The sequence below is a fragment of the Streptococcus sp. Marseille-Q5112 genome, assembly GCF_916700555.1.
Lineage (GTDB): Bacteria > Bacillota > Bacilli > Lactobacillales > Streptococcaceae > Streptococcus > Streptococcus symci.
In genome coordinates this window covers 30,870-56,352 of the sequence record NZ_CAKAKP010000009.1, presented here as the reverse complement: position 1 = coordinate 56,352, position 25,483 = coordinate 30,870, and the positions used below count along the sequence as shown (strand labels likewise).

Genomic DNA, 25,483 nt, shown 5'->3' with positions numbered 1-25,483 from the left:
GCTAGAAAGAGATAAAGATGGTTTATTTAATCATAGGACTCCTCTTATTACTACTCTATGTATTTGCGACACCAGAAAGCATTAAAGGGACAGTCAATATCGTCCTTGTCGTCTTTGCTTTCGTAGTACTCTTGATTTTGCTGATGCTGTCTGTTCTGCAAATCTTTCAGCTACCGACAGAATTCTTTATCGCAATCGCCATGCTCTTCCTAGCATACTTTAGCTTGCGAGATATTACCCTCATGTCGGTCAGTAAAAGTAAAAGAAGATAAAAAAGAGAGTTTTGGCTCTCTTTTTGCTTGTTAGAATGCTGAATCTGAGCATTTTCGTTTAGAATTATTTCCATAAAAATGGTAAAATAGTAAGAGTAGAAATGGAGTTCGAGACATGAAAGTTATAGATCAATTTAAAAATAAGAAAGTCCTTGTTTTAGGTTTGGCCAAGTCTGGTGAATCTGCAGCTCGTTTGTTGGACAAGCTAGGTGCCATTGTGACAGTAAATGATGGCAAACCTTTTGAGGACAATCCAGCTGCCCAAAGTTTGTTGGAAGAAGGAATCAAGGTCATTACAGGTGGCCATCCTTTGGAACTCTTGGATGAAGAGTTTGCCCTTATGGTGAAAAATCCAGGTATTCCATACAGTAATCCCATGATTGAAAAGGCTTTGGCCAAGGGGATTCCAGTCTTGACTGAGGTGGAATTGGCTTACTTGATTTCAGAAGCGCCAATTATCGGTATCACAGGTTCGAACGGTAAAACAACCACAACGACTATGATTGGGGAAGTTTTGACTGCTGCTGGACAACATGGTCTCTTATCAGGAAATATCGGCTATCCTGCCAGTCAAGTGGTTCAAACTGCGACAGATAAGGACACTCTTGTTATGGAACTTTCTTCTTTCCAACTCATGGGTGTTCAAGAATTCCATCCAGAGATTGCGGTTATTACCAACCTCATGCCAACTCATATCGATTATCATGGTTCTTTTGAGGAATATGTAGCAGCTAAGTGGAATATCCAGAACAAGATGACAGCGGCTGATTTCCTTGTCTTGAACTTTAACCAAGACTTGGCAAAAGACTTGGCTACTAAAACACAAGCTACCGTTGTACCATTTTCAACACTTGAAAAGGTTGATGGAGCTTATCTGGAAGATGGTCAACTCTACTTCCGTGGGGAAGTGGTCATGGCAGCGAATGAAATCGGAGTTCCAGGTAGCCACAATGTGGAAAATGCCCTTGCGACTATTGCTGTAGCCAAGCTTCGTGGTGTTGATAACCAAACCATCAAAGAAACTCTTTCAGCCTTTGGTGGTGTCAAACACCGTCTCCAATTTGTGGATGAAATCAAGGGTGTCAAATTCTATAATGATAGCAAGTCAACCAATATATTGGCTACTCAAAAAGCCTTGTCAGGGTTTAACAACAGCAAGGTCATTTTGATTGCAGGTGGTTTGGACCGTGGTAATGAGTTTGACGAATTGGTTCCAGACATTACTGGACTCAAGAAGATGGTCATCCTCGGTCAGTCTGCAGAACGTGTCAAACGGGCAGCAGATAAGGCTGGTGTGTCTTATGTGGATGCGACTGATATTGCAGATGCGACCCGCAAAGCCTATGAACTTGCGACTCAAGAAGATGTAGTCCTTCTCAGTCCTGCAAATGCCAGCTGGGATATGTATGCTAACTTTGAAGTACGTGGCGACCTCTTTATCGACACAGTAGCGGAGTTAAAGGAATAATATGAAAAAAATTGTCTTTACAGGTGGGGGGACGGTTGGACACGTAACCCTCAACCTTTTGTTAATGCCCAAGTTCATCGAAGATGGTTGGGAAGTCCACTATATCGGGGACAAGCGTGGTATCGAACACCAAGAAATCCTCAAGTCGGGTCTAGATGTCACCTTCCATTCCATTGCGACTGGAAAATTGCGTCGTTATTTCTCTTGGAAAAATATGCTGGACGTCTTCAAAGTTGGCTGGGGAATTGTCCAGTCGCTCTTTATCATGTTACGACTTCGTCCACAGGCTCTTTTTTCAAAGGGAGGCTTTGTCTCTGTGCCGCCTGTGATCGCAGCACGTGTTTCAGGAGTTCCTGTCTTTATTCACGAATCGGACCTATCTATGGGCTTGGCCAATAAAATCGCCTATAAATTTGCGACGAAGATGTATTCAACCTTTGAGCAAGCTTCAAGTTTGACTAAGGTTGAGCATGTGGGAGCAGTGACCAAGGTTTCAGATCAAAAAAATCCAGAACCCGATGAATTGGTGGATATTCAAACCCACTTTAATCCCCAATTGCCAACTGTATTGTTTGTCGGTGGTTCTGCAGGTGCTCGTGTCTTTAACCAATTGGTGACAGACCATAAGAAAGAACTGACAGAACGCTACAATATTATCAATCTAACTGGAGATTCTAGCCTGAACGAGTTGAGCCAAAATCTCTTTCGTGTTGACTATGTGACCAATCTCTATCAACCCTTGATGGAATTGGCTGATATAGTTGTGACACGAGGTGGTGCTAATACGATTTTTGAGCTCTTGGCCATGGCAAAATTACATGTTATTGTGCCACTTGGTCGTGAAGCTAGTCGTGGAGACCAGATTGAGAATGCAGCTTACTTTGTAAAAAAAGGCTATGCAGAAGAGCTTCAAGAAAGCGATTTGACCTTGGACAGTTTAGAAGTGAAGCTTTCTCACTTACTAAGTCACAAGGAAGACTATCAAGCCAAGATGAAGGCTTCAAAGGAATTGAAATCTCTAGCAGATTTTTATCAATTGTTGAAAAAAGATTTATCATAAGGAAAGTAAATGTCAAAAGATAAGAAAAAAGAGGGCAAAGAAATCCTCGAAGAATTTAAAGAGTTATCAGAATGGCAGAAACGAAACCAAGAATATCTAAAAAAGAAGGCTGAGGAAGAGGCGGCCCTAGCTGAGGAGAAGGAAAAGGAAAGACAGACTCGAATGGCTTCAAAATCTGAAAAGTCAGATGCAACCGAGGAGCAAGAGAGTGAATCTGATTCAAAAGACTCAAAATCAGCTAAGAAAGAGTCTGAAGAAAAAGTAGAAGAGTCAGAAGACGTTAAAAAAGAAGTACCCAAAGAAGAACCAAAATCCAAAGAGCCAAAGAAACAGAATAAACAGGATAAAAAAATAGAGAAAAAGCCTGTAAAGGAAAAACAGGTCAAACCGAAAATTCCAGGAGTTCATATCTGGCGGGCTATCTCGATTTTGTTTCTCAGTCTGCTTTTATTGGTTGTCTCTGCCTACTTGCTCAGTCCTTATGCGACCATGAAGGATATTCGTGTTGAGGGAACAGTGCAAACTACAGATGATGATATTCGACAGGCTTCAGGCATTCAGGATTCGGATTATACGATTAACCTTCTGCTAGACAAGGCAAAATATGAAGAGCAGATCAAGTCTAACTATTGGGTTGAATCAGCTCAGCTTGTCTATCAATTTCCAACCAAGTTTACAATCAAGGTCAAGGAATATGATATTGTGGCCTACTATGTTTCTGGAGAAAGTCATTATCCAATCCTTTCAAGCGGTCAGCTTGAGACCAGTGCGGTAAGTTTGGTGAGTCTGCCAGAAACTTATATATCAGTTCTCTTTAATAACAGCGAACAAATCAAGACCTTTACCTCAGAACTTTCTCAAATTAGCCCCGAACTCAAATCTGCTATCCAAAAGGTGGAACTAGCCCCAAGCAAGGTCACATCAGATTTAATTCGAGTGACTATGAATGATTCGGACGAAGTTTTGGTTCCCCTTTCTGAAATGAGTAAGAAACTGCCTTACTATAGTAAGATTAAGCCACAATTGTCAGAACCAAGTGTGGTCGACATGGAAGCTGGAATTTACAGTTACACTGTGGCGGATAAATTAATTATGGAGGCTGAGGAAAAAGCCAAACAAGAGGCTAAGGAAGCTGAGAAGAAACAAAAAGAGGAAGAGAAGAAAAGACTGGAAGAACAGCAGAATAAACTAGAAGAGGAAAGGAAAAAGCTGGAGGAAGAGGGCAATCAAAACCAAACGACCCGGCGTTCATCGCGTCGTTAGGGTCTACCTTTTCTCCTATAGCTCTTTAGTGACCATGTTTTTACTTGACAAGTGTTAGTAGAAATAATAGAATAGTAAAAAACCTTTAAAGCAGTCCAGAGAGGCAGCTAAGGTTAGACGGTAAAAGGGTGGAGACTACCCATTTTTCGTGGAACCTTGCTGTTGGCAGGTTCCTTTTTTCGTGGCTTCTTGTGGCCAGACTCTCTCACTAGCAAAGGTAAAAGGAGAAACCTATGCGAGAACATCGTCCAGTTATTGCTCTTGATTTTCCTAGTTTTGAGGTGGTCAAGGAATTCTTAGCTCTTTTTCCAGCAGAAGAAAGCCTTTATCTAAAGGTAGGGATGGAGCTTTATTACGCAACGGGTCCTGAGATTGTGTCTTACTTGAAAGGCCTGGGGCACAGTGTCTTTTTGGATCTCAAGCTGCATGACATTCCCAATACAGTCAAGTCAGCCATGAAGGTCCTGTCTCAGCTTGGTGTGGATATGACCAATGTTCATGCTGCTGGCGGTGTAGAGATGATGAAGGCGGCGCGTGAAGGTCTTGGAAGTCAAGCCAAATTGATCGCTGTCACTCAGCTCACATCAACATCGGAATCCCAGATGCAGGAGTTTCAAAATATCCAAACCAGCCTGCAGGAGTCTGTGATTCATTATGCTAAGAAGACAGCTGAAGCGGGATTAGATGGTGTTGTTTGCTCGGCTCAGGAAGTGCAAGTCATCAAGCAGGCCACCAATCCAGATTTTATCTGTCTGACACCGGGCATTCGTCCGGCCGGAGCTGCAGTTGGAGACCAAAAACGCGTGATGACGCCAGCGGATGCCTATCAAATCGGTAGTGACTATATCGTAGTGGGACGTCCCATTACCCAAGCTGAGGATCCTGTTGCAGCTTATCATGCCATCAAGAATGAATGGACACAGGACTGGAATTAAAGAACTAGATTAGAAAAATAAAAGGAGAATACCATGACACTTGCTAAAGATATCGCTAGCCACCTCTTGAAAATCCAAGCCGTTTACCTCAAACCAGAGGAGCCTTTCACTTGGGCATCTGGTATCAAGTCACCCATTTATACAGATAACCGTGTGACCCTTGCCTATCCAGAAACTCGTACCCTCATTGAAAATGGCTTTGTGGAAGCTATCAAAGAAACCTTTCCAGAGGTAGAAGTGATTGCAGGAACTGCAACAGCAGGGATTCCACACGGAGCCATCATTGCTGACAAGATGAATCTGCCATTTGCCTACATCCGTAGCAAACCAAAAGACCACGGAGCTGGTAACCAAATCGAAGGCCGCGTAGCTCAGGGGCAAAAGATGGTAGTGGTTGAAGACCTTATTTCAACAGGTGGTTCTGTTCTCGAGGCCGTGGCAGCAGCCAAGCGAGAAGGAGCAGATGTGCTTGGAGTTGTAGCGATTTTCAGCTACCAATTGCCAAAAGCAGACAAAAACTTTGCAGATGCTGGTGTTAAGCTGTTAACACTTTCTAACTACAGTGAACTCATTCACCTAGCTCAAGAAGAAGGTTACATCACACCAGAAGGACTGGACCTCCTTAAACGCTTTAAAGAAGACCAAGAAAATTGGCAAAATGCTTAAGACATAGAAAATCAGGTAGTCACTAGGATTACCTGATTTCTTTTTGTGATGTTATTGGATCTTATACTCAATGAAAATCAAATATAATCCAAGGTGAAGCTGATATGGTTTGAAGAGATTTTCGAAGAGTATTAGTCAACTTTTCCACCTTCAACAACCAGGTCATCTGCTTTAGCAGCGTCACCGTAGGTTGGGTGAAGTGTTTTTTCATAGGCCTTATGGAAGAAGTTTTCTTTGCCTAATTTTTCAATATCTTTATTGATGAAGTCTAGCAATTCTTGGTTGCCTTTTTGAACTGCTGCTGCAATGGTATCTGGATTACCGAGAGAAGTAATTCCTACTTCAAATCCTTTGTTTTCAAGCGCCCAAGCTAGGACTTCAGTATTGTCGGTAGAAAAGGCATCTCCACGTCCGTCAAGAAGGGCTTGGTAAGAGTCACTGTATTGGTCATATTTTTGGAGTTTGATTTCTGGATGATTCTTTTCAAAATAAGTCTCAGCAGTTGTTCCTTTTGTAACAATCAAGGTTTTGCCTTCTAATTGTTTGACGTCTGTAATGAGACCAGTCTTAGGTGATACGACACCCAGAGAAACTTTCATATATGGAAGGGCAAAATCAACTTGTTTCTTGCGTTCGTCAGTCACTGTAAAGTTGGCAAGGGTAATATCCACCTTGTTTGAAATCAAGTATTCAGCACGGTTGGCAGCATCGACGGAGACGTATTTAACCTTCACCCCAAGGTCTTGTGCTAATTGATTCCCAAGTTCAATATCGTAACCTTGGTAAGAACCGTCATTGTCAACGTAACCAAACGGTTTTTTATCTCCAAACACGGCGACTCGTAGCTCACCGCTTTTTTTGATTTCATCGATTGTGCGAGCCTTGGCAGTGGTTTTACCTGACGATGCACCACCATTTCCACCTGAGCTACAAGCTGTGACAAAGATAAGGGCAAAGGCAAGTGCCAAAACAGTTAAGAGTGGTTTGAATAGTTTCATAAGAATCTCCTTTATAGATATGAGCCAAATTGGCTAAAGTCAAAGACGTTTAAAAATTCCTGGGCTCGTTTGGTTTGCGGATTGGTAAAGAAGGCTTGAGCCGTTCCTTCTTCAGTGATTTTCCCTTGGTCGAGGAAGATAATCCGATCGGCAATAGCTTGAGCAAACTGCATTTCATGAGTTACTAAAATCATGGTACGGCCTTCTTGGGCCAAATCATTGATAAGTTCTAGCACCTCACGTACCATTTCTGGATCCAGCGAAGCAGTCACTTCGTCAAAAAGGATGATTTCTGGATGCATGAGGAGGGCACGGACAATTGCAACCCGTTGCTTCTGTCCACCAGACAATTGACGAGCAAAGCTATGTTGTTTATCCAACAATCCGACACGTTCCAGTAGTTGTAAAGCCTCTTCCGTTACTTCCTTCTTGTCTCTTCCCTGAGCCTTGATAGGGCCTAGGATGAGGTTTTGTAGGACATCCAGATGGGGAAAGAGTTCATAACTTTGAAAAACCATGCCAATCTTTTGGCGAACTAGGTGAAAATCTTTTTTATTTTCAACGATAGACTGACCATCCAGAAGAATATCTCCACCTTGAATACTTTCTAAGCCATTGAGACAACGAAGGAGAGTACTTTTCCCACAACCAGATGGTCCTAGGATAACAACAACTTCCCCTTTTTTGATTTCTAGAGAAAGTCCTTGGAGGATGGGATTGTCTCCGAAGGATTTTTTTAGTTCCTTGATTTCTAAGATAGTTTCAGACATTTAGTTCCTCCAATGTTTTTCTAAGTGAGTGGATAGTTTGGAAATAGGAAAGCAGACTGCGAAATATAAGACTAGAATGGTTCCATAAATCCAAAAGGAAGCAGTTGGGATGGTCAGGCGATTGCTATCGATGATTTGTTGTCCAACCTTTGTAACCTCAACAACCCCTATCAAAACAACCAAGGAAGTGGTTTTAATCATCCGAGTAACAAGATTGATGGCTTGTGGCAGTAATCTTCTAAAGACTTGTGGGATAATGATGTGGTAGTAAAGTTGAACATTGGTTAAGCCGAGTGCCTGTCCACTTTCAAACTGATGCTTAGGAAGGGAAGTGATAGCTCCACGGACCAAGTCTCCCATCTCAGCTGTTCCCCAGAGGGTGAAAACGATAATAGCAGAAGTCTCACCTGAGATATTGATATTAAAGTTTCGAGCCAAGCCAAAGTAAACGATGAAGAGTAGCACCAGTTGGGGCATGATACGGATGAATTCCAGATACAATCGTGTTAAAAATCGTATGATTCTAGAATGGGAGGTCATGATGATTCCCATGACTGTCCCGAATATCATGGATAAGAGGACAGACAGGATGGATATCCCAATCGTAACGCTCAATCCCTGTAAGATTCTCAGGAGATTATTTCCCTGAAAGAGTACTTGGATTCCCGAATCCTGCATGGCGGAGCCTCCTTTCTATCCAGCTAAAGACCAGTGAGATGGGGAGCAACATGATAAGGTAAGCAACTACCAACATAGTTAGCGCAATGTCTGTCTCATAATAGAGTCCAATCAAGTCCTTGGCGACATACATGAGGTCGGCCAAAGCTACTGCTGAGAAAACAGAGGTTTCCTTGATGAGGAAAATGACATTGGCACTAAAAGACGGTAGGGCCACCGCTGTTGCTTGCGGAAGAACCACATAGCGAAAGACCTGCACAGGTGTCAGACCGATTGCTAATCCAATCTCCTGCTGGGTTTGACTGACGGCTTCCAACCCACTTCGGAAAGATTCTGCCATATAGGAGCCCCCTAAAAAGACCAGTCCTAAAGTGGCACAGACTTCTGAAGATAGGACAATCCCTACTCTAGGAAGTCCGAAGTAGAGAAAGAAGAGTTGAATCAAAAGGGGCGTATTACGTGACAATTCAATATAGGCTGTCGCTACTTGCGCCAAAACAGGGATTCGATAATGTCGGATGATACTAACGATTAAACCGAGCAGAAAGGATCCCAGAATTCCCCAAACTGCAATATGCAAGGTTAGAAAGAATGCCTTTTGATATAGTGGTAGATATTGTTCAACAATGGACCAATTCAAAAATAGAACCTCCCATCTAGAAATAATACAGTTATTGTAGCACTTAAAATCTTCTTTGGATAATATCTATTTTTTATTGCCGTTATAAGGATTTTTTATCATAGACATAAAATTTCTGAAATTTACAAACAAAATATTTGAAAAGTTTTGAAAAAAGAGTTAAGATATTTTTGTAATATACAAAGTAAACGCTTACTTATTAAGGAGGGCATTTTATGTCATACAAAACAAGCAATGCAGAAGGTCATGTAGATTTCATCAATACCTATGATTTGGAGCCAATGGCGCAACAAGTTATTCCTAAAGCAGCATTTGGCTATATCGCTAGTGGGGCGGAAGATACTTTCACTTTACGTGAGAATATTCGCGCCTTTAACCATAAACTCATCGTTCCGCATACGCTTTGCAATGTAGAAAATCCAAGTACAGAGATTGAATTTGCAGGTGAAAAATTGTCTTCACCAATCATCATGGCGCCTGTTGCGGCTCATAAATTAGCAAATGAACAGGGTGAAGTGGCGACTGCGCGTGGTGTGCATGAATTTGGTTCTCTTTACACAACTAGCTCTTACTCTACTGTCGATCTTCCAGAAATTACAGAAGCCCTTCAAGGGACACCTCACTGGTTCCAATTTTACTTTAGTAAAGATGATGGGATCAACCGCCACATCATGGACCGTGTGAAGGCTGAAGGTTATAAAGCGATTGTCTTGACGGCTGATGCTACGGTAGGGGGCAATCGTGAGGTGGACAAGCGTAATGGTTTTGTTTTCCCAGTTGGCATGCCGATTGTTGAAGAATACCTACCAGAAGGTGCTGGTAAATCAATGGACTTTGTTTACAAATCAGCTAAACAACGCTTGTCTCCACGTGATGTAGAATTTATTGCTGAATACTCAGGACTTCCTGTTTATGTCAAGGGACCACAATGCCGTGAGGACGTTGAACGTTCGCTTGCTGCGGGAGCTTCTGGTATCTGGGTAACCAACCATGGTGGTCGCCAAATCGACGGTGGACCAGCTGCCTTCGACTCACTTCAAGAAGTAGCTGAAGCAGTTGACAAACGCGTACCAATTGTCTTTGACTCAGGTATTCGTCGTGGTCAACACGTCTTTAAAGCCTTGGCTTCAGGAGCAGACTTGGTAGCTATTGGTCGCCCTGTCATCTATGGTTTGGCTCTCGGTGGTAGTGTTGGTGTACGTCAAGTCTTTGAACACTTGAATGCAGAATTGAAGACAGTTATGCAATTGTCTGGAACTCAGACTATTGAAGATGTCAAACACTTCAAACTCCGTCACAACCCATACAACCCAACCTTCCCAGTTGACCCACGCGACTTAAAATTGTATTGATAAAAAGATTGCCTCCACTGAATGTGGAGGTTTTTCTTCGTCTATAGGAAGAATAAATCACCATTAAAAACTATATAAATATATTTTCTAATCAAATATCTTGCTAGGGCTTTCATTTTTTGCTATACTGGTGCAGTAATTAAATAACAAAGACATTTGGGGTGCTTTAAGCTGAGATGATACCCATTGAACCTGATACAGTTAAGACTGGCGAAGGGAAATGTGAAACGTTTTTTCGTATGGCGAAATGAACGATCTAATCTTGTAAGCTAAACTCTAATTCTTGATTGTAATTGGAGTTTTTTTGTTTATATAAGCTGGATGAAGGTGATACAAAGCATTTAGGTAGCTCTTCTTGAACGCCCTTGATTTTCTTTAAAAAGGTCAAGTAAAACTAGGATTTTCTTGGTATTTTGTTGATTACGAACGAGTAAAGAGAGGAAAAGTAAATATGGAAACACAAGACTATGCATTTGAGACAGGTTTGACCGTTGGAGAATTATTAAAAAGCAGTCAGAAGGATTGGCAGGCTGCAATCAATCATCGTTTTGTTCAGGAACTTTTTGAGGGTGTAATTGAGAATAAGGTCTTAAAAGAATACCTGATTCAAGATTATCACTTCTTTGATGCCTTCTTATCCATGCTGGGTGCCTGCGTAGCCCACGCAGACCAGCTTGAATCCAAGCTTCGTTTTGCCAAGCAACTAGGCTTTCTTGAAGCAGATGAAGACGGTTATTTCCAAAAGGCTTTCAAAGAGTTAAAAGTATCTGAGAATGACTATCTGGAAGTGACCTTGCATCCTGTAACAAAAGCCTTTCAGGAGCTTATGTATTCTGCTGTGTCATCATCAGATTATGCTCATCTTTTGGTTATGCTGGTCATTGCGGAAGGTCTCTATTTGGACTGGGGTTCTAAAGATTTGGCTCTACCTGAAGCCTATATTCATTCGGAATGGATCAATCTCCACAGAGGTCCTTTCTTTGCAGAGTGGGTTCAATTTCTGGTTGACGAACTCAATCGTGTCGGAAAAGGTCGAGAAGATGTGACAGAACTTCAGCAACGCTGGAATCAAGCGGTCGCTTTAGAATTAGCTTTTTTTGATATTGGTTATGATGCCTAGAGAAGGCTCGTTATATTTACAAATTTGATGAGGTAAATCATTCAATGTAAATGAAAAAATTTCTTAACGAAAGATAGAAATAAATCGAAATCAGTAGATCGTATAAAGTGAAAAGGAAGGATTTCAATATGACAAGTTTAAAATTATTAAAAGAAAAAGCACCTTTGATCATTTGCATAACCAACGATGTAGTAAAAAATTTCACAGCAAATGGATTAGTAGCACTGGGTGCATCACCAGCCATGAGTGAGTTTCCAGCAGATTTAGAGGATTTGTTAAAGTATGCTGGTGGTTTATTAATAAACATAGGAACATTGACAGATGAAAATTGGAAATTATACCAAGCTGCTCTGAAAATTGCAGAGAAATATAATGTCCCAGCAGTTTTAGATCCTGTAGCCTGTGGAGCAGGAGAATATAGAAAAAAAGTAGCAGATGATCTAATCAATAATTACAAACTGGCAGCGATTAGGGGAAATGCTGGCGAGATTGCCTCTTTAGTAGGAATAAATGTGGCATCTAAAGGAGTAGATAGTGCAGGCGTAGATAATATTGATGAAATTGCTCTAGCAGCAAATAAAAAGTTCAATATTCCAATAGTAGTAACTGGTGAAGTGGATGCTATTGCGGTAAATGGAGAAGTGGTGACGATTCATAATGGTAGTGCCATGATGCCAAAAGTTATTGGGACAGGATGCTTATTAGGCGCTGTAGTAGCAAGCTTTATCGGACTTGAAAAAGGTCAAGAATTGAAATCATTAGAAACAGCAATGTTGGTTTACAATATAGCTGGAGAAATGGCAGAAAAACGTCCAAATGGGCATTTTCCTGGAACATTTAAAGTTGAATTTATAAATGCCTTATACGAGATTACAGATGAAGATGTAAAGAAATTCAAAAGAGTGAAGTAAGATGTTTCAAAAAGAATTACTAAAACTATATTTTATTTGTGGAACGACCACTTGCCAAGGAAAAGATCTTTATAAGGTCGTTGAGGAAGCCTTAAAAGGTGGTATAACCTTATTTCAATTTCGTGAAAAAGGTGAGGGAGCCTTAGAAGGTAAAGAAAAAGTCGAATTAGCAATAAAACTACAGGATCTTTGTAAAAAATATAATGTTCCATTTATTGTTAATGATGATATTGATTTGGCAATGGAAATTGACTCTGATGGCGTACATGTAGGACAAGATGACCTTGGAGTTGATGAAATTAGAAAATTGATGCCAGATAAAATAATTGGTCTTTCTATAAAAAACGAGGAAGAATTTCAACAATCAAAAGTTGAATATGTAGATTATGTTGGTGTTGGTCCTGTATTTGATACCCAGTCAAAGGATGATGCTGGTGGCGCTATAGGTTATGAGGGTCTTAAATTGATGAGAAAACTATTGCCACAAATGCCCTTAGTTGCAATTGGTGGGATACAGACGCAACATATTAAAGACATTATGAAGACCAATGTTGACGGTGTTTCAATCATTTCAGCAATATCGTATGCAAAAAATATAGAAAAAACTGTTCGAGAAATGAGTGAACAATAGGTATCAATTTTTCCTTGGATTCTGGGGGAGTAGGATTTTCTTTTTTCTAAAAAGCTATGTCCAGATTCAGCTCAAATGGCTAATCTATCAAACAAGACATTTGTTTTTTGCAAACGAAAGATCTGCTGTCTTTGTGAGTGCAAGGCTGTATTTCCAGTTCAATTTCTTGAACTGGAAAAAATCGTTTGTTATAATATTTATATAATTAAATAATAAAGACATTTGGGGTGCTTTAGGCTGAGATGATACCCATTGAACCTGATACAGTTAAGACTGGCGAAGGGAAATGTGAAACGTTTTTTTCGTATGTCGAAAAGAACTGTCTAATCTTGTAAGCTAAACTCTAATTCTTGATTGTAATTGGAGTTTTTTTGTTTATCAAAAGAGGATAGGCTGGACGTTAAGCCTTTCGGTAGCTCACCTTAAATACCCCACTTTTCTTTAAAAAAGGAGTTTTTTATGTTGAAAAAATGGCAGTTAAAAGATGTTATTTTACTTGCTTTCTTGTCTATCTTTTTTGGTGGCGTTTTTGTAGGATCGGGCTATCTGTTTGATATCCTCACTCTGATTTTAGCCCCTCTTGGCTTGCAGGCCTTTGCCAATGAAATCCTCTTTGGTCTTTGGTGTATGGCTGCGCCTATTGCTGCAATCTTTGTTCCAAGAGTCGGAAGTGCAACGATTGGTGAAGTGCTAGCTGCGCTTGCTGAAGTCCTTTATGGTAGCCAATTCGGTCTAGGTGCCCTTTTGTCTGGCTTGGTTCAAGGTTTGGGAAGTGAACTTGGTTTTATCGTAACCAAGAATCGCTATGAAAGTTGGCTCTCTCTAACTGCTAATAGTATTGGGATTACGCTTGTTAGTTTTGTCTATGAATACATTAAGTTAGGTTACTACGCCTTCTCCCTTCCTTTTGTTCTTTCCTTGCTTGTGGTACGCTTTATTTCTGTCTTTTTCTTCTGTACCATCTTGGTTCGTGCCATTGTCAAACTCTACCATCAGTTTGTAGCTGGAGGAAAGGCATAGATGGGGCTGGAACTACGAGCGATTCAGTCCCCAATCTTCTCTGAGCCACTTGATTTTACTTTTCATGCGCAAGCCTTTACCTTGTTAGTTGGGAGCAGTGGTTCAGGGAAATCGAGTCTCTTTCAAATGATTGCCCAAGTCAGTTCTCTTCCCTATAGCGGTCAAGTCCTGATAAATGGGAGCGAGGTCAGTCAGATTTCTATCATCGAACGTGTCCAGACGGTTGGTATTCTCTTTCAAAATCCCAATCATCAATTTACCATGGAGAACTTGTTTGAGGAGCTAATTTTTACCTTGGAAAATATTGGGCATCCCGTTCAGGAAATTGATTCTAAAATAGCAGAGGTTGTCCAGCAATGTCGCTGTGAGAAGATTTTGCACCGTCCCCTCCATCACTTATCAGGTGGGGAAAAGCAAAAGGCTGCTTTGGCTGTTCTCTTTGCTATGAATCCTAGGGTATATCTCTTGGATGAGCCCTTCGCTTCCATTGACCGCAAGAGTAGGATAGAGATATTGGAGATTCTAAAAGAGTTGGCCTCTGATGGGAAGACAGTTATTTTGTGCGACCATGATTTATCTGATTATGAAGCCTATATCGACCATATGGTGGAGCTAAGAGATGGACAACTAAGGGAAGTGTTTCAAATCCCTACCTCTGAGATGACACAGGTTGCTTCAAAGGAAGTTGCTTCTAGCCCAGAACTATTCCATATGGATAGAACGACTTGTGAGCTGGATAATCGCCCCCTATTTTCAATTGCGGATTTTACGTTCTACCAAGGAATTTCCTGTATCTTGGGAGACAATGGTGTCGGGAAATCAACCCTCTTTCGGTCTATTCTTCAATTTCAAAAGTATAAGGGGCGCATTACCTGGAAGGGGACAGTCCTGAAAAAGAAAAAGAGTTTGTACCGTGACCTGACGGGTGTTGTTCAGGAAGCTGAGAAGCAGTTTATCCGAGTCAGTCTGCGAGAAGAGCTTCAATTAGATGGACCTGATTCTGAAAGAAATCAGCGGATACTCCAAGCTTTACAATATTTTGATCTGGAGCAGGCTCTTGATAAGAGTCCCTATCAATTAAGTGGTGGTCAGCAAAAGATTCTTCAGCTCTTGACCATCTTGACTAGCAAGGCTTCTGTGATCTTGCTAGACGAACCTTTTGCAGGTTTGGATGATAGAGCTTGCCATTATTTTTGTCAGTGGATTCTGGAGGAGAGAAATCAAGGAAGAAGTTTTCTGATCATTAGCCATCGTTTAGATCCCTTGATCTCTGTGGTTGATTATTGGATTGAGATGACTAGTCAGGGTCTCAGTCATGTGAAAGAAGTGACAATTACCAAACCACTCATATCTCAGAGTAGCAATACCCAAGGGGAGGTGAAGTAGTATGGTCAAAGTAGCAACCCAGACACCGATTATCAGTCTCTTCTTGCTGATTTTATCCTTGGAAACATCTTTCATTCCTTCGATTGCTCTGAATCTTTCGGTAGTCGCATTTTGTATCCTCTTTATGCTCTATTACCGTCGATTTAAAGTATTGGCTTGGATGATTCTGCTTGCCATTTTGCCATCCTTGGCCAATTACTGGGCAGTTCAGTTACATGGAGATGCTTCGCAGGCAGTCATGCTTGGAACGAGGGCCTTTGTGACAGTTTGTATCGGCCTTGTCTTTGTTTCCTCTATTTCCTTAAAAGAGCTTCTCTTGTACTTGGCTCAAAAGGGGTTATCACGCTCTTGGGCTTATGCCTTGATTGTGGTATTCAATTCCTTTCCCCTTATTCAGCAAGAAATCAAGTCTCTCAAGGAAGCTTGCCTATTACGCGGTCAAGAACTGCATGTTTGGTCTCCCTTGATTTACAGCAAGGTTCTGATGACAGTCTTTAGGTGGCGCCATCTTTACCTGAGAGCCCTGTCGGCGCATGGATATGACGAACATGCACAGGTGGAGAATAGCTATCGGACTTTTTATATTCCTCAAAGGACAATATTCATCTACCTGCTTTTCTTTTTATTGCTTCAAACCAGTCTATTTTTATAAAGGAGTTATTATGGAATTTACAGATATTGCGATGGAATTATCCAAGGAAGCTTGGCAGGCTTCTTTTCATCATCCCTTTATTTTACAGTTGCAAGAGGGGAATTTAGAACCTGCCATTTTCCGCTATTACCTGATTCAGGATGCCTACTATCTGAAGGCCTTCTCAGAAATCTATCACCTTTTGGCTGAAAAGACTTCCAACCAAGAGATGAAAAGACTCTTGAAACAAAATGCTCAGAGTCTAGTGGAAGGTGAGTTATTTATCCGCCAACAATTTTTCAAGGAATTGGAAATCAGCGATCAGGAAATGGAGCAACATCCAATCGCTCCAACCTGCTATCATTATATCTCTCACATTTATCGGCAATTTGAAGAAGCAAATCTAGCCATTGCCTTTGCAAGTTTGCTGCCTTGTCCTTGGTTATACCATGATATAGGTAAATCACTTAATCTTAAACCATCACCAAATCCTCTCTATCAACAATGGATTGAAACTTATATTACGGATGAGTTAGAGCAGCAGATTCGAGAGGAAGAAGCTCTGGTCAATCAACTCTATCGAGAAAGTGATGAGACAGACAGGAAAAAAATGCTAGATGCCTTCCACATCAGTGTTCACATGGAAGCCAAGTTTTGGGAAATGGCCTACCAACACCAAACATGGAAGAGCGATTTACAGTCTTTAGAAACAGGAGAAGAATAGAAACATGAGAAAGCACCAATTACAAGTTCACAAATTAACCATTTTATCTATGATGATTGCCCTTGATGTAGTCCTCACGCCTATCTTTCGGATTGAGGGAATGGCACCGATGTCCAGTGTAGTCAATATTCTAGCTGGAATCATGATGGGACCTGTTTATGCCTTGGCTATGGCTACAGTGACAGCCTTTATCCGTATGACGACTCAAGGGATTCCGCCTTTAGCTCTCACAGGAGCGACTTTTGGGGCCCTTCTAGCAGGTCTCTTTTATAAGTATGGTCGAAAATTTTATTTTTCTGCTTTGGGAGAAATTTTGGGAACAGGTATTATTGGTTCTATTGTTTCCTATCCTGTTATGGTACTCTTTATAGGATCGGCCGCTAAGCTTAGCTGGTTTATCTACACTCCTCGATTTTTCGGAGCAACCTTGATTGGTACAGCGATTTCCTTTATTGCCTTTCGATTTTTAATCAAGCAGGAATTCTTTAAAAAAGTTCAGGGATATTTCTTTGGTGAAAGGATAGACTGATGCAGGCATTGACAAATCCTTTTCCTATAGGCTCTAGTTCCCTAATTCACTGTATTACCAATGAGATTTCATGTGAGATGCTAGCAAATGGGATTTTGGCTCTGGGGTGTAAACCAGTTATGGCAGATGACCCTCGTGAGGTTCTTGATTTTACTAAGCAAAGCCAGGCACTCTTCATCAATTTGGGGCATTTGTCAGCTGAGAAGGAAAAAGCAATCCGTATAGCAGCTTCTTATGCAGCTCAAGTTTCTCTTCCAATGGTAGTAGATGCGGTTGGCGTAACAGCTTCATCCATTCGTAAGAGCTTAGTTGAAGACCTTTTAGACTATAGACCTACGGTCCTTAAAGGAAACATGTCGGAAATCCGAAGTCTTGTTGGCTTAAAGCACCACGGCGTTGGGGTCGATGCGAGTGCTAAAGACCAAGAAACTGAGGATTTATTTCAAGTCTTGAAAGACTGGTGTCAGACCTATCCAGGTATGTCATTCTTAGTTACTGGCCCCAAGGACCTCATCGTTTCAAAGAATCAGGTTGCTGTATTGGGAAATGGCTGTGCAGAATTGGACTGGATAACAGGGACAGGAGACTTGGTTGGAGCCTTGACAGCCGTTTTCCTCAGCCAAGGAATGCCTGGCTTTGAAGCTTCGTGTCTAGCAGTTTCTTATCTCAATATCGCTGCTGAGAAAATAGTTGTTCAAGGAATGGGATTGGAAGAATTTCGTTTCCAAGTTCTCAATCAGCTCTCTCTCCTCAAAAGAGACGAAAATTGGCTAGATGCCATTAAAGGAGATATTTATGAATAGAGAGGCACTTAGACTGTATCTGGTAACCAATCGCTATCAAGATTCCTTGAAAAGTTTTCTTGAAAAGATTGAGACGGCCTGCCGTTCAGGGGTCACCATAGTCCAATTACGAGAAAAAAATCTCACAACCAATCAATATTATCAACTGGCAAAACAAGTCAAGGAAATAACAGATGCCTATCAGGTACCCTTGATAATCGATGATCGTTTGGATGTCTGTCTTGCGGTTGATGCTGCTGGTTTGCATATCGGAGACGATGAACTACCAGTTTCGGTTGCTAGACAAGTATTGGGTCCTGACAAAATACTTGGTGTCACAGCTAAAACTGTAAAAAGAGCCCTCGAGGCAGAAGAAGGAGGTGCGGATTACTTGGGGACAGGAGCCATTTTCCCGACTACGACCAAAAAAAATGCGCCTATCACCCTAATTTCAACCTTGAAAACAATTTGCCAAAGGGTCGCCATTCCAGTAGTTGCTATTGGCGGCTTGACATCAGAGAATATTGACCAACTTATCGGCACGGATATAGCTGGTGTAGCTGTCGTACGTGATTTGATGCAGGCAGAAGATATAGAAGAAAAAACACAAGCTTTCTTAACAAAGTTGGATGACATTATTTTCTAATTAATACTCAATGAAAATCAAAGAGCAAACTAGGAAGCTAGTCGCAGGTTGCTCAAAGCACAGCTTTGAGGTTGCAGATAAAGTTGACGTGGTTTGAAGAAGTATAAAAACTCTCTAATTCCCTTAAAGTGGGAACTAGAGAGTTTTTTTAATCTTTAAAGCTTGTATGGTTGACTGGGCCAGAACCATGACCGAGTTGAGGGGCGTCTTGGATGGCTTTTGTGATAAAGGCCTTGGCTTTATCGACTGCTTGATAGAGGTTTTTCCCCTTGGCTAGTTCAGCGGTAATCACTGCAGCAAAGGTACATCCAGTACCATGGGTGTGACAGGTTTGGATTCTTGGACTTTCCCAGATAAATTGCTCATCCTTGGTAAAGAGGAAATCCTTGGCACCGCCTTCGAGATGGCCACCTTTGATAACCACAGACTGAGGACCAAATTCTTTTAAAATCAGGCGACCGGCACGTTGCATGTCTTCGGGATTATGAATTGAGAAACCGACAATCTCTTCTGCCTCAGGAAGATTGGGCGTGATAATGCTTGCAAGGGGAAGCAGGTTTGTTTTTAGGTAGTCTCTGGCACTGGTATTAATCAGGGTATCACCGCTTGTTGCGACCATAACAGGGTCAAGGACGTAGGGACAGTCCAGTTTTTTAAGATAGGGTTGGATGATCTCCATGATCTCAGTAGTTGCCAACATCCCTGTTTTTACAGCCTGAGGTGGAATATCAGAAAAGACACTCTCCAATTGGGCTTTCAACATTTGAGGAGAAACGTGCTCGATTAATTGAACACCTCTGGTATTTTGAGCGACAAGACTGGTCACAACGGCCATTCCATAGACATCTCTAGCTTGGAACGACTTTAAGTCAGCCATAATGCCAGCACCACCACTAGGGTCAGTCCCTGCAATGGTCAAAGCAACGGGTAAATAAGTCATCTAAAACCTCCCAACCAACTGAAGTTTGTATTCTTAAGAACAAGCTAGTCTGTTTTAGAAAGGCAATAGAAGACTGCTAGTCCCCATTATCATTTCCACTTCCATCAGCTAGCATTACCTAGATTGAGTCAAAGGGTCTAACAGTCGTTAATCTCAGCATTACGCACCCCTAGTGGTTGTTTTCTTTTTTCTTTAGTATAGCATATTTTCATAGTTTATATAGTAAGATTTGACTGCAAATCTCTCGTTACATGATTAGAATTCTATTTTTCGAAAAAATAATAAAAATTATAGTTGACAAATGTAGATTTTGAGAGTATACTGATAATTGTAATTGACAAATGTAGATTTAGGAGGTGTGATTATGCAGATTTCAGATGCAGAATGGCAGGTCATGAAGATTATTTGGATGCAAGGGGAACAGACTAGTACGGATTTGATCAGGGTTCTGGCGGAGCGGTTCGACTGGTCCAAGTCAACCATTCAAACTCTTTTGGCTCGTTTGGTTGAGAAAGAGTGTTTGACTCGGAAAAAGGAAGGCAAGTTCTTTGTCTATTCAGCCCTTTTAACTTTGGACCAAAGTCAGGATTTACTTGTCCAAGATATCAAGGACAAGGTTTGTTCTCGTAGGATTAAGAACTTGTTGGCTGACTTGATTGCCGAATGTGATTTTACTCAGGCTGACTTGGAAGACTTGGAAGCTGTGATTTCTGAGAAGAAATCAAGCGCTGTAACAAAAGTAAAATGTAATTGTATGTAAAGGAGACATCATGTTAAATAGTATTGTAACCATTGTTTGTATTGCCCTTATCGCCTTTATCTTGTTTTGGTTTTTCAAAAAGCCTGAAAAATCTGGACACAAGGCCCAGCAAAAAAATGGCTACCAAGAGATTCGAGTGGAAGTCATGGGAGGCTATACGCCTGAGTTGATTATCCTCAAGAAATCAGTGCCAGCCCGCATTGTCTTTGACCGTAAGGACCCTTCACCCTGTCTGGACCAAATTGTTTTTCCAGACTTTGGTGTGCATGCGGACCTGCCTATGGGGGAAGAGTATGTAGTGGAAATCACACCTGAGCAGGCTGGAGAGTATGGTTTCTCTTGTGGCATGAATATGATGCACGGTAAGATGATTGTAGAATAGGAGAATGATATGACTGAAATTGTAAAAGCAAGTCTTGAAAATGGTGTTCAAAAAATCCGTATCACGGCAGACAAAGGCTACCATCCAGCTCATATACAGCTTCAAAAAGGGATCCCAGCTGAGATTACCTTTCATCGAGCAACTCCTTCAAACTGTTACAAGGAAATTTTGTTTGAAGAAGAAGGCATCTTGGAACCAATCGGCGTAGATGAGGAGAAAGTCATTCGTTTTACACCTCAAGAATTAGGCCAACATGAATTTTCTTGTGGTATGAAGATGCAAAAGGGAAGTTATACAGTTGTTGAGAAGACTCGAAAATCTCTATCACTTTTACAGCGTTTTTGGATTACTAGTATCTTTACTGTGCCTCTTGTGATCCTCATGATTGGGATGTCGACAGGAGGAATTAGTCACCAAGTCATGCGCTGGGGCACCTTTTTAGCCACAACACCGATTATGCTAGTAGCAGGTGGTCCTTATATCCAAAGTGCTTGGGCTAGTTTTAAAAAGCACAATGCCAACATGGATACCTTGGTTGCTCTTGGAACCCTAGTGGCCTATTTCTATAGCTTAGTTGCTCTCTTCGCTGGCCTCCCCGTTTACTTTGAAAGTGCTGCATTTATCTTCTTCTTCGTTCTCATGGGAGCCGTTTTTGAAGAGAAAATGCGGAAAAATACTTCCCAAGCTGTGGAGAAATTACTTGACTTGCAGGCTAAAACAGCAGAGGTATTGCGAGATGAACGCTATGTTCAAGTTCCCTTGGACCAAGTCAAGGTAGGCGACCTGATTCGGGTGCGACCTGGTGAGAAGATTGCAGTTGATGGGGTTGTAGTAGAAGGTGTGTCCAGTATTGACGAATCCATGGTGACAGGTGAGAGTCTGCCTGTAGATAAGACAGTTGGAGATACCGTCATTGGTTCAACCATCAATAATAGTGGAACACTTGTTTTTAGAGCAGAAAAAGTTGGTTCAGAGACTGTTTTGGCTCAGATTGTGGATTTTGTGAAGAAAGCTCAGACAAGTCGTGCGCCGATTCAGGACTTGACGGATAAAATTTCAGGGATTTTTGTCCCAGCAGTTGTCATTTTAGGGATTGTGACCTTTTGGGTTTGGTTCGTCTTGCTCAGGGATAGTGTAGTTGTGATTGGAGCGAGCTTTGTGTCTTCGCTTCTCTATGGAGTAGCAGTTCTGATTATTGCCTGCCCTTGTGCATTGGGACTTGCAACACCGACAGCCCTTATGGTGGGGACAGGTCGCAGTGCCAAGATGGGGGTTCTCCTTAAAAATGGAACGGTTCTACAGGAAATCCAGAAAGTCCAAACTATTGTCTTTGATAAAACAGGAACTTTGACGGAAGGGAAACCAGTGGTAACAGATATCATCGGCGACGAGGCAGAGGTGCTTGGATTGGCAGCTTCCTTGGAAGAAGCTTCTCAACACCCACTGGCTGAGGCCATTGTCAAGCGAGCGACTGAAACTGGACTTGAGCTTCACACTGTGGAAAATTTCCAAGCCTTGCACGGAAAAGGTGTCTCAGGGAAAATCAATGGAAAACAAGTTCTGCTTGGAAATGCTAAAATGCTGGATGGCATGAACATTTCTAGCACTTATCAAGAAAAACTAGAAGAACTGGAAAAAGAAGCTAAGACAGTTGTGTTCTTGGCTGTTGAGAATGAAATCAAAGGCTTGCTTGCTCTGCAAGATATTCCTAAGGAAAATGCTAAGGTTGCCATCAGTCAGTTGAAAAAACGAGGTCTTAAAACAGTCATGCTGACAGGAGACAATGCTGGTGTGGCGCGTGCTATTGCCGATCAGATCGGAATCGAAGAGGTCATTGCAGGTGTCTTGCCAGAAGAAAAAGCCCATGAAATCCATAAACTACAAGCGGCTGGCAAAGTAGCCTTTGTTGGGGATGGTATCAATGACGCTCCTGCCCTCAGTGTAGCAGATGTGGGGATTGCTATGGGAGCTGGAACAGATATTGCCATCGAGTCAGCAGATTTGGTGTTGACAACCAATAATCTCTTAGGTGTGGTGCGTGCCTTTGACATGAGTAAGAAAACCTTTCATCGTATTTTGCTCAATCTTTTCTGGGCCTTTATCTACAATGTCGCCGGAATTCCGATTGCAGCAGGAGTCTTTTCAGGTGTTGGACTGGTCCTCAATCCAGAACTAGCTGGTCTAGCTATGGCCTTTAGTTCTGTATCTGTTCTGACTAGTTCACTCTTACTAAACTTTAGTAGAATAGACTAAAAGCGGGCTTGCTCGCTTTTTATACTCTTCGAAAATCTCTTCAAACCACGTCAGCTTTATCTTCAACCTCAAAGCTGTGCTTTGAGCAACCTGCGGCTAGCTTCCTAGTTTGCTCTTTGATTTTCATTGAGTATTATAAAACAGAAACTAAAAACGTTTTCAAACTGTACTGTAATAGAGAATAGAAACTTCTGAGCAGATTCTTAGTAAACTAAAAATAAATGTGATAAATTAGTAGTGTAAAAATTTACTGAAACGTTTTCAAAAACTATATGAAACCTTTTTTAGTAGATTTAAAAATATTTGAAGGAGAGTTATCATTATGACTCAAGGGAAAATTACTGCATCTGCAGCAATGCTTAATGTATTGAAAACATGGGGCGTAGACACAATCTACGGTATCCCATCAGGAACACTCAGCTCATTGATGGACGCTTTGGCTGAAGACAAAGATATCCGCTTCTTGCAAGTTCGCCACGAAGAAACAGGTGCTCTTGCAGCGGTTATGCAAGCTAAATTCGGCGGCTCAATCGGGGTTGCAGTTGGTTCAGGTGGTCCAGGTGCGACTCACTTGATTAACGGTGTTTACGATGCAGCTATGGATAACACTCCATTCCTAGCAATCCTTGGATCACGTCCAGTTAACGAACTCAACATGGATGCTTTCCAAGAATTGAACCAAAACCCAATGTACAACGGTATCGCTGTATATAACAAACGTGTAGCTTACGCTGAGCAATTGCCAAAAGTTATTGACGAAGCTTGCCGTGCTGCAGTTTCTAAAAAAGGTCCAGCTGTTGTTGAAATCCCAGTAAACTTCGGTTTCCAAGAAATCGACGAAAACTCATACTATGGATCAGGTTCATACGAGCGTTCATTCATCGCTCCTGCTTTGAACGAAGTTGAAATCGACAAAGCTGTTGAAATCTTGAACAATGCTGAACGTCCAGTTATCTATGCTGGTTACGGTGGTGTGAAAGCTGGTGAAGTGATTACTGAATTGTCACGTAAAATCAAAGCACCAATCATCACAACTGGTAAAAACTTTGAAGCTTTCGAATGGAACTATGAAGGTTTGACAGGTTCTGCTTACCGTGTTGGTTGGAAACCAGCCAACGAAGTGGTCTTTGAAGCAGACACAGTTCTTTTCCTTGGTTCAAACTTCCCATTTGCTGAAGTTTACGAAGCATTCAAGAACACTGAAAAATTCATCCAAGTGGATATCGACCCTTACAAACTTGGTAAACGTCATGCCCTAGACGCTTCAATCCTTGGTGACGCAGGTCAAGCAGCTAAAGCTATCCTTGACAAAGTAAACCCAGTTGAATCAACTCCATGGTGGCGTGCAAACGTTAAGAATAACCAAAACTGGCGTGATTACATGAACAAACTCGAAGGTAAAACTGAGGGTGAATTGCAATTGTATCAAGTTTACAATGCAATCAACAAACATGCTGATCAAGACGCTATCTACTCAATCGACGTAGGTGACACTACTCAAACATCTACTCGTCACCTTCACATGACACCTAAGAACATGTGGCGTACATCTCCACTCTTTGCGACAATGGGTATTGCCCTTCCTGGTGGTATCGCTGCTAAGAAAGACAATCCAGATCGCCAAGTATGGAACATCATGGGTGACGGTGCATTCAACATGTGCTACCCAGACGTTATCACAAACGTTCAATACGACCTTCCAGTTATCAACGTTGTCTTCTCAAATGGTAAATATGCCTTCATCAAGGACAAATACGAAGACACAAACAAACACTTGTTTGGTTGTGACTTCCCTAATGCTGACTATGCGAAAATCGCTGAAGCTCAAGGTGCTGTAGGATTTACAGTTGACCGTATCGAAGACATCGATGCAGTTGTTGCAGAAGCTGTTAAACTCAACAAAGAAGGTAAAACTGTTGTTATCGATGCTCGTATCACTGAACACCGTCCACTTCCAGTAGAAGTACTTGAATTGGATCCAAAACTTCACTCAGAAGAAGCAATCAAAGCTTTCAAGGAAAAATACGAAGCAGAAGAACTCGTACCATTCCGCCTCTTCTTGGAAGAAGAAGGTTTGCAATCACGCGCAATTAAATAATTCCTTCGTGGAACTTAAAAAGATCGGAGCAATCCGGTCTTTTTATGGAGGAGAGTAAATGAATTTAAATCAATTAGATATTATCGTTTCAGATGTTCCCCAAGTCTGTGCTGACTTGGAGCGTATTTTGGATAAAAAGTCCGATTATGTAGACGATAGTTTTGCTCAGTTTACGATTGGCAGTCACTGTCTGATGTTATCCCAAAATCATTTGATTCCTTTGGAAGATTTTCAGTCAGGAATCATTATTCATATCGAGGTTGAGGATGTAGACCAGAACTACAAACGGTTGAACGAGCTTGGTATCCAGGTTTTAAACGGTCCAACTGTAACCGATTGGGGAACAGAGTCCTTATTAGTTAAAGGTCCTGCTGGTCTAGTGATTGATTTTTATCGTATGAAATAAGTGGACGTTAACCTTAGCTATTCTTAAAACAGAAATTGAGAATATGAACTATTGAAAAGATCGGAGCAATCCGGTCTTTTTATTATTCTCTTTCTTATCACAAGATTGTGATAGTTTACGTCTTTATAACAAAAGCTTCAAAGTCTTGATTGTTTTGAAAAA

The 25,483-nt window shown here is 41.4% G+C and carries 27 protein-coding genes and 3 riboswitches; of the genes, 22 read left to right on the top strand and 5 right to left on the bottom strand.

The genetic code is table 11. The annotated features are described in order from the left end of the window. Positions 1 to 17: 17 nt before the first annotated feature. From LG372_RS07270 to pyrE, 6 genes are all read left to right on the top strand, one after another. Entirely contained in the window at positions 18 to 272 is a 255-nt protein-coding gene (locus LG372_RS07270; RefSeq protein WP_225742479.1) for a DUF3165 family protein, read from the top strand. A 115-nt stretch (positions 273 to 387) separates the two neighbouring features. Further along, positions 388 to 1,740, top strand: a complete 1,353-nt coding sequence (murD, locus tag LG372_RS07265; RefSeq protein WP_225742478.1) for a UDP-N-acetylmuramoyl-L-alanine--D-glutamate ligase — start codon at positions 388 to 390, stop codon at positions 1,738 to 1,740. A gap of 1 nt (position 1,741) precedes the next feature. After that, positions 1,742 to 2,800: a UDP-N-acetylglucosamine--N-acetylmuramyl-(pentapeptide) pyrophosphoryl-undecaprenol N-acetylglucosamine transferase gene (locus LG372_RS07260; RefSeq protein WP_033679986.1), complete on the top strand. Its 1,059-nt coding sequence runs from the start codon at positions 1,742 to 1,744 to the stop codon at positions 2,798 to 2,800. 9 nt (positions 2,801 to 2,809) lie between these two features. Beyond that, positions 2,810 to 4,063, top strand: coding sequence for a cell division protein FtsQ/DivIB (locus LG372_RS07255; protein ID WP_070842680.1), 1,254 nt, complete (start codon positions 2,810 to 2,812; stop codon positions 4,061 to 4,063). A 233-nt stretch (positions 4,064 to 4,296) separates the two neighbouring features. Continuing rightward, positions 4,297 to 4,998: an orotidine-5'-phosphate decarboxylase gene (pyrF, locus tag LG372_RS07250; protein ID WP_225742477.1), complete on the top strand. Its 702-nt coding sequence runs from the start codon at positions 4,297 to 4,299 to the stop codon at positions 4,996 to 4,998. 33 nt (positions 4,999 to 5,031) lie between these two features. After that, a complete protein-coding gene (gene pyrE, locus LG372_RS07245; RefSeq protein WP_225742476.1) occupies positions 5,032 to 5,664 on the top strand; it encodes an orotate phosphoribosyltransferase in 633 nt (210 codons plus the stop codon). A 131-nt stretch (positions 5,665 to 5,795) separates the two neighbouring features. Here the strand turns inward: pyrE and LG372_RS07240 are convergent, their stop codons facing one another. Genes LG372_RS07240 through LG372_RS07225 form a run of 4 tightly spaced genes read right to left on the bottom strand, consistent with a single transcriptional unit; the run spans position 5,796 to position 8,750 of the window. Continuing rightward, entirely contained in the window at positions 5,796 to 6,662 is an 867-nt protein-coding gene (locus tag LG372_RS07240) for a cysteine ABC transporter substrate-binding protein (RefSeq protein ID WP_061589855.1), read from the bottom strand. A gap of 11 nt (positions 6,663 to 6,673) precedes the next feature. Then, positions 6,674 to 7,432 (bottom strand): amino acid ABC transporter ATP-binding protein, encoded by a 759-nt coding sequence (locus LG372_RS07235; protein ID WP_061864271.1) that lies wholly within the window; start codon positions 7,430 to 7,432, stop codon positions 6,674 to 6,676. Further along, positions 7,433 to 8,110 carry an amino acid ABC transporter permease gene (locus tag LG372_RS07230; RefSeq protein WP_042750325.1) on the bottom strand — a complete coding sequence of 226 codons (678 nt, stop codon included), beginning with the start codon at positions 8,108 to 8,110 and terminating at the stop codon, positions 7,433 to 7,435. Then, positions 8,070 to 8,750: an amino acid ABC transporter permease gene (locus tag LG372_RS07225; RefSeq protein WP_225742475.1), complete on the bottom strand. Its 681-nt coding sequence runs from the start codon at positions 8,748 to 8,750 to the stop codon at positions 8,070 to 8,072. The genes LG372_RS07230 and LG372_RS07225 overlap by 41 nt, the downstream gene beginning before the upstream one ends. A gap of 215 nt (positions 8,751 to 8,965) precedes the next feature. On the opposite strand from LG372_RS07225, the gene lctO reads away from it, so the two are divergent. The 11 genes from lctO (at position 8,966) to thiE (LG372_RS07170) (ending at position 18,482) form a co-directional block, all read left to right on the top strand. Next, the gene (gene lctO / locus LG372_RS07220) at positions 8,966 to 10,102 is read left to right on the top strand and encodes an L-lactate oxidase (protein ID WP_000120723.1); all 1,137 of its coding nucleotides are present in this window, start codon (positions 8,966 to 8,968) and stop codon (positions 10,100 to 10,102) included. A 147-nt stretch (positions 10,103 to 10,249) separates the two neighbouring features. Further along, a riboswitch (TPP riboswitch) is annotated at positions 10,250 to 10,338 on the top strand. A 215-nt stretch (positions 10,339 to 10,553) separates the two neighbouring features. Then, a complete protein-coding gene (locus LG372_RS07215) occupies positions 10,554 to 11,222 on the top strand; it encodes a TenA family protein (RefSeq protein WP_225742474.1) in 669 nt (222 codons plus the stop codon). 128 nt (positions 11,223 to 11,350) lie between these two features. Beyond that, the gene (thiM, locus tag LG372_RS07210) at positions 11,351 to 12,133 is read left to right on the top strand and encodes a hydroxyethylthiazole kinase (protein WP_225742473.1); all 783 of its coding nucleotides are present in this window, start codon (positions 11,351 to 11,353) and stop codon (positions 12,131 to 12,133) included. A gap of 1 nt (position 12,134) precedes the next feature. Beyond that, positions 12,135 to 12,764, top strand: coding sequence for a thiamine phosphate synthase (thiE, locus tag LG372_RS07205; RefSeq protein WP_225742472.1), 630 nt, complete (start codon positions 12,135 to 12,137; stop codon positions 12,762 to 12,764). A 213-nt stretch (positions 12,765 to 12,977) separates the two neighbouring features. Next, positions 12,978 to 13,066, top strand: a riboswitch (TPP riboswitch). 157 nt (positions 13,067 to 13,223) lie between these two features. Further along, positions 13,224 to 13,784, top strand: a complete 561-nt coding sequence (locus LG372_RS07200; RefSeq protein ID WP_120769949.1) for an ECF transporter S component — start codon at positions 13,224 to 13,226, stop codon at positions 13,782 to 13,784. Continuing rightward, positions 13,785 to 15,170: an ATP-binding cassette domain-containing protein gene (locus LG372_RS07195; protein ID WP_225742471.1), complete on the top strand. Its 1,386-nt coding sequence runs from the start codon at positions 13,785 to 13,787 to the stop codon at positions 15,168 to 15,170. Position 15,171: 1 nt separating this feature from the next. Then, positions 15,172 to 15,822 (top strand): energy-coupling factor transporter transmembrane component T, encoded by a 651-nt coding sequence (locus LG372_RS07190; protein WP_070842689.1) that lies wholly within the window; start codon positions 15,172 to 15,174, stop codon positions 15,820 to 15,822. Positions 15,823 to 15,832: 10 nt separating this feature from the next. Continuing rightward, positions 15,833 to 16,525 carry a thiaminase II gene (gene tenA / locus LG372_RS07185; RefSeq protein WP_225742470.1) on the top strand — a complete coding sequence of 231 codons (693 nt, stop codon included), beginning with the start codon at positions 15,833 to 15,835 and terminating at the stop codon, positions 16,523 to 16,525. A 4-nt stretch (positions 16,526 to 16,529) separates the two neighbouring features. Beyond that, on the top strand, positions 16,530 to 17,054 hold the full coding sequence (gene thiW, locus LG372_RS07180) for an energy coupling factor transporter S component ThiW (RefSeq protein WP_225742469.1): 525 nt from the start codon (positions 16,530 to 16,532) through the stop codon (positions 17,052 to 17,054). Then, a complete protein-coding gene (locus LG372_RS07175) occupies positions 17,054 to 17,857 on the top strand; it encodes a hydroxyethylthiazole kinase (protein ID WP_225742468.1) in 804 nt (267 codons plus the stop codon). Before thiW ends, LG372_RS07175 begins: the two co-directional genes overlap by 1 nt. Continuing rightward, the gene (gene thiE / locus LG372_RS07170; protein ID WP_225742467.1) at positions 17,850 to 18,482 is read left to right on the top strand and encodes a thiamine phosphate synthase; all 633 of its coding nucleotides are present in this window, start codon (positions 17,850 to 17,852) and stop codon (positions 18,480 to 18,482) included. Before LG372_RS07175 ends, thiE (LG372_RS07170) begins: the two co-directional genes overlap by 8 nt. 148 nt (positions 18,483 to 18,630) lie before the next feature. Here thiE (LG372_RS07170) and thiD read toward each other — a convergent pair whose 3' ends face one another. Then, on the bottom strand, positions 18,631 to 19,422 hold the full coding sequence (gene thiD, locus LG372_RS07165) for a bifunctional hydroxymethylpyrimidine kinase/phosphomethylpyrimidine kinase (RefSeq protein ID WP_225742466.1): 792 nt from the start codon (positions 19,420 to 19,422) through the stop codon (positions 18,631 to 18,633). Between the two features lie 83 nt (positions 19,423 to 19,505). Beyond that, a riboswitch (TPP riboswitch) is annotated at positions 19,506 to 19,603 on the bottom strand. Positions 19,604 to 19,786: 183 nt separating this feature from the next. On the opposite strand from thiD, the gene LG372_RS07160 reads away from it, so the two are divergent. The 5 genes from LG372_RS07160 to LG372_RS07140 all read left to right on the top strand — a co-directional run bounded on the left by LG372_RS07160 (position 19,787) and on the right by LG372_RS07140 (position 25,321). Next, positions 19,787 to 20,182: a CopY/TcrY family copper transport repressor gene (locus LG372_RS07160; protein ID WP_070478636.1), complete on the top strand. Its 396-nt coding sequence runs from the start codon at positions 19,787 to 19,789 to the stop codon at positions 20,180 to 20,182. Positions 20,183 to 20,192: 10 nt separating this feature from the next. Next, positions 20,193 to 20,564: a cupredoxin domain-containing protein gene (locus tag LG372_RS07155; protein WP_225742465.1), complete on the top strand. Its 372-nt coding sequence runs from the start codon at positions 20,193 to 20,195 to the stop codon at positions 20,562 to 20,564. A gap of 9 nt (positions 20,565 to 20,573) precedes the next feature. Then, entirely contained in the window at positions 20,574 to 22,817 is a 2,244-nt protein-coding gene (locus LG372_RS07150; protein ID WP_225742464.1) for a heavy metal translocating P-type ATPase, read from the top strand. Between the two features lie 322 nt (positions 22,818 to 23,139). Beyond that, positions 23,140 to 24,915 (top strand): pyruvate oxidase, encoded by a 1,776-nt coding sequence (gene spxB / locus LG372_RS07145; protein ID WP_225742463.1) that lies wholly within the window; start codon positions 23,140 to 23,142, stop codon positions 24,913 to 24,915. A gap of 58 nt (positions 24,916 to 24,973) precedes the next feature. After that, positions 24,974 to 25,321 carry a VOC family protein gene (locus LG372_RS07140; protein WP_225742462.1) on the top strand — a complete coding sequence of 116 codons (348 nt, stop codon included), beginning with the start codon at positions 24,974 to 24,976 and terminating at the stop codon, positions 25,319 to 25,321. Positions 25,322 to 25,483 lie beyond the last annotated feature (162 nt).

What these genes read in the sequence shown, in the direction of transcription:
- LG372_RS07270 (WP_225742479.1), top strand. Translation starts at nt 18, where the DNA reads ATGGTTTATTTAATCATAGGACTCCTCTTATTACTACTCTATGTATTT.
- murD (WP_225742478.1), top strand. Translation starts at nt 388, where the DNA reads ATGAAAGTTATAGATCAATTTAAAAATAAGAAAGTCCTTGTTTTAGGT.
- LG372_RS07260 (WP_033679986.1), top strand. Translation starts at nt 1,742, where the DNA reads ATGAAAAAAATTGTCTTTACAGGTGGGGGGACGGTTGGACACGTAACC.
- LG372_RS07255 (WP_070842680.1), top strand. Translation starts at nt 2,810, where the DNA reads ATGTCAAAAGATAAGAAAAAAGAGGGCAAAGAAATCCTCGAAGAATTT.
- pyrF (WP_225742477.1), top strand. Translation starts at nt 4,297, where the DNA reads ATGCGAGAACATCGTCCAGTTATTGCTCTTGATTTTCCTAGTTTTGAG.
- pyrE (WP_225742476.1), top strand. Translation starts at nt 5,032, where the DNA reads ATGACACTTGCTAAAGATATCGCTAGCCACCTCTTGAAAATCCAAGCC.
- LG372_RS07240 (WP_061589855.1), bottom strand. Translation starts at nt 6,662, where the DNA reads ATGAAACTATTCAAACCACTCTTAACTGTTTTGGCACTTGCCTTTGCC.
- LG372_RS07235 (WP_061864271.1), bottom strand. Translation starts at nt 7,432, where the DNA reads ATGTCTGAAACTATCTTAGAAATCAAGGAACTAAAAAAATCCTTCGGA.
- LG372_RS07230 (WP_042750325.1), bottom strand. Translation starts at nt 8,110, where the DNA reads ATGCAGGATTCGGGAATCCAAGTACTCTTTCAGGGAAATAATCTCCTG.
- lctO (WP_000120723.1), top strand. Translation starts at nt 8,966, where the DNA reads ATGTCATACAAAACAAGCAATGCAGAAGGTCATGTAGATTTCATCAAT.
- LG372_RS07215 (WP_225742474.1), top strand. Translation starts at nt 10,554, where the DNA reads ATGGAAACACAAGACTATGCATTTGAGACAGGTTTGACCGTTGGAGAA.
- thiM (WP_225742473.1), top strand. Translation starts at nt 11,351, where the DNA reads ATGACAAGTTTAAAATTATTAAAAGAAAAAGCACCTTTGATCATTTGC.
- thiE (WP_225742472.1), top strand. Translation starts at nt 12,135, where the DNA reads ATGTTTCAAAAAGAATTACTAAAACTATATTTTATTTGTGGAACGACC.
- LG372_RS07200 (WP_120769949.1), top strand. Translation starts at nt 13,224, where the DNA reads ATGTTGAAAAAATGGCAGTTAAAAGATGTTATTTTACTTGCTTTCTTG.
- LG372_RS07195 (WP_225742471.1), top strand. Translation starts at nt 13,785, where the DNA reads ATGGGGCTGGAACTACGAGCGATTCAGTCCCCAATCTTCTCTGAGCCA.
- LG372_RS07190 (WP_070842689.1), top strand. Translation starts at nt 15,172, where the DNA reads ATGGTCAAAGTAGCAACCCAGACACCGATTATCAGTCTCTTCTTGCTG.
- tenA (WP_225742470.1), top strand. Translation starts at nt 15,833, where the DNA reads ATGGAATTTACAGATATTGCGATGGAATTATCCAAGGAAGCTTGGCAG.
- thiW (WP_225742469.1), top strand. Translation starts at nt 16,530, where the DNA reads ATGAGAAAGCACCAATTACAAGTTCACAAATTAACCATTTTATCTATG.
- LG372_RS07175 (WP_225742468.1), top strand. Translation starts at nt 17,054, where the DNA reads ATGCAGGCATTGACAAATCCTTTTCCTATAGGCTCTAGTTCCCTAATT.
- thiE (WP_225742467.1), top strand. Translation starts at nt 17,850, where the DNA reads ATGAATAGAGAGGCACTTAGACTGTATCTGGTAACCAATCGCTATCAA.
- thiD (WP_225742466.1), bottom strand. Translation starts at nt 19,422, where the DNA reads ATGACTTATTTACCCGTTGCTTTGACCATTGCAGGGACTGACCCTAGT.
- LG372_RS07160 (WP_070478636.1), top strand. Translation starts at nt 19,787, where the DNA reads ATGCAGATTTCAGATGCAGAATGGCAGGTCATGAAGATTATTTGGATG.
- LG372_RS07155 (WP_225742465.1), top strand. Translation starts at nt 20,193, where the DNA reads ATGTTAAATAGTATTGTAACCATTGTTTGTATTGCCCTTATCGCCTTT.
- LG372_RS07150 (WP_225742464.1), top strand. Translation starts at nt 20,574, where the DNA reads ATGACTGAAATTGTAAAAGCAAGTCTTGAAAATGGTGTTCAAAAAATC.
- spxB (WP_225742463.1), top strand. Translation starts at nt 23,140, where the DNA reads ATGACTCAAGGGAAAATTACTGCATCTGCAGCAATGCTTAATGTATTG.
- LG372_RS07140 (WP_225742462.1), top strand. Translation starts at nt 24,974, where the DNA reads ATGAATTTAAATCAATTAGATATTATCGTTTCAGATGTTCCCCAAGTC.